General features: G+C 57.0%; 9 protein-coding genes and 1 tRNA gene. All 10 read left to right on the top strand.

From position 1 onward, the window contains the following. Nucleotides 1-11: 11 nt before the first annotated feature. Nucleotides 12-470, top strand: coding sequence for a Fe-S cluster assembly transcriptional regulator IscR (gene iscR / locus ACR0CG_RS21245; protein WP_480527366.1), 459 nt, complete (start codon nucleotides 12-14; stop codon nucleotides 468-470). Nucleotides 471-529: 59 nt separating this feature from the next. Next, nucleotides 530-1573, top strand: a complete 1044-nt coding sequence (locus tag ACR0CG_RS21250; protein WP_480527367.1) for a cysteine desulfurase family protein — start codon at nucleotides 530-532, stop codon at nucleotides 1571-1573. A gap of 18 nt (nucleotides 1574-1591) precedes the next feature. Beyond that, nucleotides 1592-3112: a Fe-S cluster assembly protein SufB gene (sufB, locus tag ACR0CG_RS21255; RefSeq protein ID WP_480527368.1), complete on the top strand. Its 1521-nt coding sequence runs from the start codon at nucleotides 1592-1594 to the stop codon at nucleotides 3110-3112. Continuing rightward, on the top strand, nucleotides 3112-3315 hold the full coding sequence (locus tag ACR0CG_RS21260) for a hypothetical protein (RefSeq protein ID WP_170615000.1): 204 nt from the start codon (nucleotides 3112-3114) through the stop codon (nucleotides 3313-3315). Before sufB ends, ACR0CG_RS21260 begins: the two co-directional genes overlap by 1 nt. Before the next feature lie 51 nt (nucleotides 3316-3366). Continuing rightward, on the top strand, nucleotides 3367-4122 hold the full coding sequence (gene sufC, locus ACR0CG_RS21265; RefSeq protein ID WP_170805685.1) for a Fe-S cluster assembly ATPase SufC: 756 nt from the start codon (nucleotides 3367-3369) through the stop codon (nucleotides 4120-4122). Beyond that, a complete protein-coding gene (locus ACR0CG_RS21270; RefSeq protein ID WP_480527370.1) occupies nucleotides 4122-5402 on the top strand; it encodes a SufB/SufD family protein in 1281 nt (426 codons plus the stop codon). Before sufC ends, ACR0CG_RS21270 begins: the two co-directional genes overlap by 1 nt. Continuing rightward, entirely contained in the window at nucleotides 5402-5887 is a 486-nt protein-coding gene (locus ACR0CG_RS21275) for a YIP1 family protein (RefSeq protein ID WP_480527371.1), read from the top strand. Before ACR0CG_RS21270 ends, ACR0CG_RS21275 begins: the two co-directional genes overlap by 1 nt. Beyond that, a complete protein-coding gene (locus tag ACR0CG_RS21280; RefSeq protein WP_480527373.1) occupies nucleotides 5884-6450 on the top strand; it encodes a Yip1 family protein in 567 nt (188 codons plus the stop codon). Before ACR0CG_RS21275 ends, ACR0CG_RS21280 begins: the two co-directional genes overlap by 4 nt. Nucleotides 6451-6461: 11 nt before the next feature. Then, nucleotides 6462-7682, top strand: a complete 1221-nt coding sequence (locus ACR0CG_RS21285) for a cysteine desulfurase (protein ID WP_480527375.1) — start codon at nucleotides 6462-6464, stop codon at nucleotides 7680-7682. Between the two features lie 66 nt (nucleotides 7683-7748). Continuing rightward, a tRNA-Arg gene (locus ACR0CG_RS21290) sits at nucleotides 7749-7825 on the top strand. Nucleotides 7826-8047 lie beyond the last annotated feature (222 nt).

Genomic DNA, 8047 nt, shown 5'->3' on the forward strand with positions numbered 1-8047 from the left:
AAGGAAAGTGAATGAAGCTGTCGACCAAAGGCCGCTACGCAATGGTTGCTCTGGCTGATATCGCTTTGCAACCAACAGATGGGCTTGTGACTCTGGGGGAAATCTCTGAGCGGCAAGACATTTCCCTGCCGTATCTTGAGCAGTTATTCGTCAAACTCCGGCGCGCAGAACTGGTGTCTTCGGTTCGCGGGCCGGGGGGCGGTTACCGACTGGCACGCCCTGCGTCAGAAATCCGCGTTGTCGAAATTCTGGCCGCAGTGGATGAGTCCCTAGATGCTCTGCAAAAGGGCGCGGGTGCTTCGGGGGCTTCATCGGGAAGCCGGGCCCAATCCCTGACCAACCGTCTGTGGGAAAGTCTCAGCGCGAATGTCTATGTGTTTCTGCATCAGACGCGTCTCTCGGATGTCATCAAGAACGATCTGGCACCGTGCCCGGCGGTTCCTAGTCTGTTTGCGGTTGTGGACGAATAAAAAATGAGTATCTCGGGCGGCAAAACGGCTTGTGCTTCTAACTTGGAAAAGATGCATCTATGAATCGCATTTATCTGGACCATAACGCTACCACGCCGTTGCGGCCCGAGGCGCGCGACGCGATGATCGCGGCGATGGATGTCTGCGGAAACCCGTCATCTGTCCACGCGGAAGGACGTGCCGCTAAGGCGCTTGTTGAACGCGCACGCGCTCAGGTGGCGGCCGCATTTGGGGCTGATGGGGCGGACATCGTGTTTACCTCTGGCTCCACAGAAGGCGCTGCTTTGGCGTTGTCGGGGCGCGGACTGCACGGATCAGCAGTTGAACATGATGCCGTAAGATCATGGATCGTTGAAGATTTGTCGGTTCTTCCTTCAGGTGAAGTTAAAGTGCTTGAACCCGAGAACTCATGCTTGCAACTGGCCAATTCTGAAACCGGTGTCGTGCAATCCTTGCCCGCAGGGCTGGCCGTAACGGATGCCACGCAAGCTTTTGGAAAACTTCCCGTGGCCTTCAACTGGCTGAACGTGCAGATGGCCCTGATCTCGGCCCATAAGATGGGTGGGCCCAAAGGGGTTGGTGCGGTTGTGATGAAACGCGGAACGGATCTGCCGGCCCAGATCAAGGGTGGCGGGCAGGAAATGGGGCGTCGGTCCGGGACGGAAAATGTCATAGGAATTGTAGGTTTAGGGGCTGCAGCTGAAGCAGCCGCGCGGGATCTGGCCAACGGCGTTTGGGATGAAATCGCAGAATTTAGAAATATTCTAGAAAACGCTCTTGAGGCCGGCTCCAAATCGACTATTTTTGTCGGAAAAGGTCATGAGCGCCTTCCAAACACATTGTGTTTCGCGTCGCCCGGTTGGAAGGGCGAAACGCAAGTCATGCAGATGGATCTGTCAGGATTTGCGGTCAGCGCGGGTTCGGCCTGTTCAAGCGGAAAGGTTCGGGCCAGCACCGTATTGACCGCCATGGGATATGACGAGGTGACGGCCGCAAGCGCGATCCGCGTGTCGCTGGGTCCTCGGACGAGTGAAGAAGATGTGCTGCGTTTCGCCGAAACGTGGCTTGAAAAAGAGAAAAAGCATCGCGCGCGTGCCGCGTGATCTGACGGAGGGTGTCATATGGCCGCTTTGGACCAGACCCAGGTAAAAGAAGGTGTCGATCAGGAAACCGTGGACGCGGTGCGTGAGGTCGGAACCTACAAATACGGATGGGAAACCGAAATCGAAATGGAATACGCGCCCAAGGGCGTGAACCCGGATATCGTCCGTCTTATCTCGGAAAAGAATGAAGAGCCGGAATGGATGACCGAATGGCGCCTGGCCGCGTTTGACCGCTGGACCCAGATGGACGAACCGACCTGGGCGATGGTCAATTATCCCAAGATCGACTTTCAGGATCAGTATTACTATGCCCGCCCCAAGTCGATGGAGGAGAAGCCCAAGTCGCTGGATGACGTCGACCCTAAGCTGCTGGCAACATACGAAAAGCTGGGTATCCCACTGAAAGAACAGATGATTCTGGCTGGCGTGGAAGGTGCAGAGGATGCACCCGCAGAGGGCCGCAAGGTTGCTGTGGACGCGGTATTTGACTCGGTTTCTGTCGGCACGACCTTTCAGGCAGAACTGAAAAAGGCCGGTGTGATCTTTTGTTCGATTTCAGAGGCGATCAAAGAGCATCCCGAACTTGTCAAAAAATATCTTGGCACCGTAGTTCCGGTATCCGACAACTTTTATGCCACTCTGAACTCTGCCGTGTTCTCGGATGGATCGTTCGTATATATCCCCCCGGGCGTGCGCTGCCCGATGGAGCTGAGTACCTATTTCCGCATCAACGCGGAAAACACCGGACAGTTCGAGCGGACCCTGATCATCGCCGACAAGGGCTCGTATGTGTCCTACCTGGAAGGCTGCACTGCGCCGCAGCGCGACACCGCGCAGCTGCACGCAGCCGTGGTCGAAATCATCGTCGAAGAAGATGCCGAGGTGAAATACTCGACCGTTCAGAACTGGTTCCCCGGGGACGAGAACGGCAAGGGCGGCATTTACAACTTCGTGACCAAGCGTGCTGATTGCCGGGGCGACAGGTCCAAGGTGATGTGGACGCAGGTCGAGACCGGTTCTGCCGTGACCTGGAAGTATCCGTCCTGCATCCTGCGCGGTGATGACAGTCAGGGCGAGTTCTACTCGATCGCCATCACCAACAACTATCAGCAGGCCGATACCGGTACGAAGATGGTTCATCTGGGCAAGAACACCAAGTCGCGGATTGTGTCCAAGGGGATCAGCGCGGGTAAGGCTCAGAACACTTATCGCGGGCTGGTGTCGATGCACCCCAAAGCCAAGGACAGCCGCAACTATACTCAGTGCGACAGTTTGCTGATCGGCGACAAATGCGGGGCCCATACGGTGCCGTATATCGAGGTCAAGAACAACTCGAGCCGGGTTGAACACGAAGCGACGACGTCCAAGGTGGACGACGACCAGCTGTTCTACTGCCGCCAGCGCGGTATGGACGAGGAAGAGGCCGTGGCGCTGGTCGTTAACGGGTTCTGCAAGGACGTGCTTCAGGCGCTGCCGATGGAATTCGCGATGGAAGCGCAGCAGCTGGTTGCCATTTCTCTCGAAGGCTCGGTTGGCTGATGGCGCGTAAGCCTGGCAAGACCATCCGAAAGGATGACGTGTTGACCCTGTTGGGTTACGCACTCCCGGTTTTGGGCGGATTGCTGGGTGTTGCCTATGTCAACATCAATCACATGGACTTCATCAACCCGGTTTGGGCAGTCGGTGGAGGAGCGATCCTGGGATGGGTTGCTGCACGCCTCATGCGCCGGATGCTGGGATAGACATTGACTGGGGCTATCGGATGCCCCTTGCGGTACGCAAAAGGACAAAAAATGCTGGAAATCAAGAACCTGCACGTGAAACTTGAGGAAGAGGAGAAGCAAATCCTCAAAGGCGTCGACCTGACCGTCGAGGCAGGTAAAGTGCATGCGATTATGGGTCCGAACGGCTCGGGCAAGTCGACACTCAGCTACGTACTCTCGGGCCGCGATGGCTACGAAGTTACCGAAGGCTCGGCCACCCTGGACGGCGAGGATCTTCTGGAAATGGAACCGGAAGAGCGTGCCGCTGCGGGTATTTTTCTGGCGTTCCAGTACCCAGTCGAAATCCCCGGCGTCGGCAACATGACGTTCTTGCGCACTGCCGTAAACGCTCAGCGCAAGGCGCGCGGGGAAGACGAACTGTCGGCCGCCGACTTCCTGAAAGAAGTACGCGCCAAGGCGAAATCGCTGAAGATCGACGCGGATATGCTCAAGCGTCCGGTGAACGTCGGCTTCTCGGGTGGTGAGAAGAAGCGGAACGAAATTCTGCAGATGGCGATGCTGGAGCCTAAGATGTGCATCCTGGACGAAACGGACTCGGGTCTGGACGTGGATGCGATGAAACTGGTGGCCGAAGGTGTAAACGCTCTGCGCGACGAAGGCCGTGGTTTCCTGGTGATTACTCACTATCAGCGTCTGCTGGACCATATCAAACCCGACGTCGTGCACATCATGGCAGACGGTCGGATCGTCAAAACCGGCGGCCCGGAACTGGCGCTGGAAGTTGAAAACAACGGCTATGCCGACATTCTGGCCGAGGTGAACTGATGGGGCTGCCCGAAGTTAAACAAACCGCGACAGAGGCTCGGCTGGCCAGTCTGGTCATGCCCGACGCCGGATGCACGCGTGCCGCCCGCGAAGATGCGCTGGCGCGGGTTCTGGAAATGGGCCTGCCGGGACGGCGCGATGAGTATTGGAAATACACACGTCCGGACACGCTGATTTCGCCCGAGGCCCCTCAGGCCGCTCTGTTCCGGTCCGATGAGCCGTTGCTGTTCCATGATCTTGACCGTTTGAAAATCGTGTTCATCGACGGTGTGTTCAGCGCTGAGGATTCCGATGACCTGACGCTTGAAGGTGTGACGATCGATCGGATCGAAGACATCTGCTGCAAAGATATCCATTGGGCCAAGGAGTTGTACGGCGTTCTTGAAGCGCGCGGGCAAACTCCGGTTCAACGGCCTCTGGCGGCGCTGAATACGGCCTTTGCGGCCGATGGTGTTGCGATTCACGTGACTGGCACGCCCAGCAAGCCAATCAGCCTGATCTATCAGCATGCCTCTGAAACCTCGGATGCCATGTTGCATCACATCGTGCGCGTTGAAAGCGGGGCCGAGGTGACCATTCTGGAAAACGGTCCGGCAGCTTCACGGTTTAACAAATGCATGGAGATCGACATTGCCGACGGCGGCACGCTGCATCACGTGCGCGCGCAGGGTCGGGATCATGAGCGCTGCGCAGCCACGCATATGTTCACGTGTCTGGGCCACGAGTCGGTTTACAAATCCTTTACTCTGACGGTGAACGGAGTTCTGACGCGAAACGAGCAAGTGGTCGAGCTGACGGGCGATGACGCAGTTGCTCATGTAGCGGGGGCCTGCGTCGGAGACGGTAATTTCCATCACGACGACACGGTGTTCGTGACGCACGACGCGGCAAATTGTGAAAGCCGCCAGGTCTTCAAGAAAGTTCTGCGGAATGGCGCAACAGGCGTGTTCCAGGGCAAAATCCTTGTGAAAGCGGGGGCCCAGAAAACTGACGGCTATCAAATCAGCCAGTCCTTGTTGCTGGATGATGATAGCCAGTTTCTGGCTAAGCCCGAACTGGAAATCTACGCCGATGATGTGGCCTGTTCGCACGGGTCCACATCGGGTGCGATTGACGAAACGGCCTTGTTTTATCTGCGTTCGCGTGGGGTATCGCTCAAAGACGCCACGAACATGCTGACGCTGGCCTTTCTGGCCGAAGCGGTGGACGAGATTGAAAACGAGGTGCTTGCCCAAGCCATCGTGACCCGTCTGGAAGGCTGGCTGGCGCGTCGCAGCTGATGCCTGTGACGACGGATATCGTGGCCACGTACAGGGGGCCGGGGCGTGTCATGCGCCGGCTTCTGGATATGGGACCACGGGAAGACCGGGCGCTGGCTTTTGTCATGGCGTTCTGCACAATCGCCTTTATCGCGCAGATGCCTGGAATGGCGCGGCGCGCGCACCTGGAAGGTGTCGAGCTGAACATGCTGCTGGGCGGCGCCTTGTTGGGGTCGGTTATCATCCTGCCATTGCTTCTGTATTTTGTGGCCCTTGTGTCTCATTGGGCGGCACGGCTTATGGGTGGGAGCGGTTCCGCCTACGGCGCGCGGTTGGCTTTGTTTTGGGCTTTATTGTCGTCCGCGCCGCTGGTTCTTTTGAACGGATTGGTGGCCGGATTTATCGGTCCGGGGCCGACCTTGTCCGTAGTTGGGCTACTTTGGGTTGCAGTCTTTGTCTGGTTCTGGTTGTCAGGCCTCAGACAAGCACAGAGGCCTGAGACATGAATCTGAGTTTTCTGGGGAACCTCGCGGTGATGACTTTGGTCAGCCCGGCCGAGGCAGCCCGACGCCTGATGAAACTACGCCCAGGGCGCGAGATCCTGTGGCTGGCGTTTTTTCTAGCTGTCGTGCTCAACTCCATTGTGCAGTTTGGCCTTGACTACTTTGTGTGGCTGTCTGGCCCGGATGTGGCGCAGGCACCCGGTCCGGTCCTCATGAATCTGGTAACGTCAGCGGGTGCAATGCTGCTGAGCGTCGCGTCATTTCTGTTTGTCGGACGACTTCTGGGCGGACGCGCCACGTTTGAAGACATCATGGTTCTGATGATCTGGCTGCAGTTCCTCCAGATACTTGCCTTGCTGGCTACGCTGGTCATTGCAATGACACTGCCGTTCCTGATGGTTCCGATGTTGCTGGCAACGGCGTTGGTCAGTTTTTATATCACCCTGCATTTCCTAAACGAGGCGCATCAGTTCGCATCCTTGGGAAAGGCGTTTGGCCTGATCTTACTGGCCGCGCTGATTGCGATACCTTTTGTCCTCCTCCTGACCCCAAGTGGGCCCGTATAGGGAATATGACCATGTATGATGTTCAGAGAATCCGCTCTGATTTTCCCATCCTGTCGCGAGAGGTGAATGGGAAACCCCTGACTTATCTGGACAATGGTGCCTCGGCGCAGAAGCCACAGGTGGTAATTGATGCAGTTACCCGCGCCTATGCCGAGGAATACTCGAACGTGCATCGCGGTCTGCACTATCTGTCCAACCTTGCAACGGAAAAGTATGAGGCCGTCCGCGGCACGGTTGCCGGGTTTCTGGGTGTGGCGAACGAGAATGAAATCGTTCTGAACTCCGGCACAACCGAAGGCATCAACCTTGTCGCCTATGGCTGGGCCATGCCGCGCCTGAAAGCCGGGGATGAAATCGTTCTGAGTGTCATGGAGCATCACGCCAATATCGTTCCCTGGCATTTCCTGCGCGAACGTCAGGGCGTGGTCTTGAAGTGGGTCGATGTGGGCCCGGACGGCGGACTGGACCCGCAGGCCGTGATTGATGCCATCACACCGCGCACAAAGCTTGTTGCTGTGACGCAATGCTCGAACGTGCTGGGAACGGTCGTTGACGTGAAGGCGATCACAAAAGGAGCCCACGCAAAAGGGGTGCCTGTTCTGGTGGATGGCAGTCAGGGTGCCGTGCACATGCCTGTCAACGTTCAGGATATCGGCTGTGATTTCTATGCCATCACCGGGCACAAGCTGTACGGCCCCTCCGGTTCAGGTGCGATCTACATCAAGTCCGAACGCATGGCCGAAATGCGCCCCTTTATCGGCGGCGGCGACATGATCAAAGAGGTCAGCAAAGATCAGGTGATCTATAACGATCCGCCGATGAAGTTCGAGGCCGGTACACCCGGGATCGTTCAGACAATCGGACTGGGTGTGGCGTTGGATTACATGATGGATCTGGGGATGGAGAACATTGCCGCCCACGAATCCGCCTTGCGGGACTATGCCATGCAGCGTCTGACCGGCCTGAACTGGGTGCAAGTGCAGGGCACACGCCCGGACAAGGCCGCTATTTTCAGTTTTACACTGGACGGGGCAGGGCACGCGCATGATGTGTCGACCATTCTGGACAAAAAAGGCGTCGCCGTTCGCGCCGGTCATCACTGCGCCGGTCCGTTGATGGATCATCTGGGGGTAACGGCCACATGCCGCGCCAGCTTCGGGCTTTACAATACCACTGACGAGGTCGACACACTGATCGATGCACTGGAACTGGCCCACGATCTGTTCGCGTGAAACCTGATGTCGGGCGACAGATTTGCAGTTGCACCCGGAACGGAACAAGGTTAGCTAACGGCCAAGGCACCTGTAGCTCAGCTGGATAGAGCGCTGCCCTCCGAAGGCAGAGGCCAGAGGTTCGAATCCTCTCAGGTGCGCCAACACCTCCATATTTCTAAGGTTTATTGGGGAAAACAGCCGCTTTTGTACCACATTTGCAGGAGCATACGTACCCCATGGCTATCGTGATGAAGATCAAATACCTCGACAAACTTAGGGAAGGCTTCAGGTTTGTCCGTCGTCAGGGATTTTGGGACAGATGGCGCTCTGATCTAAGAGAGGATGTGGCTCATCTGGTTGGTTTGATTATGCGGCGGATTTGC

It is taken from the genome of Ruegeria sp. AB8 (genome assembly GCF_056542605.1).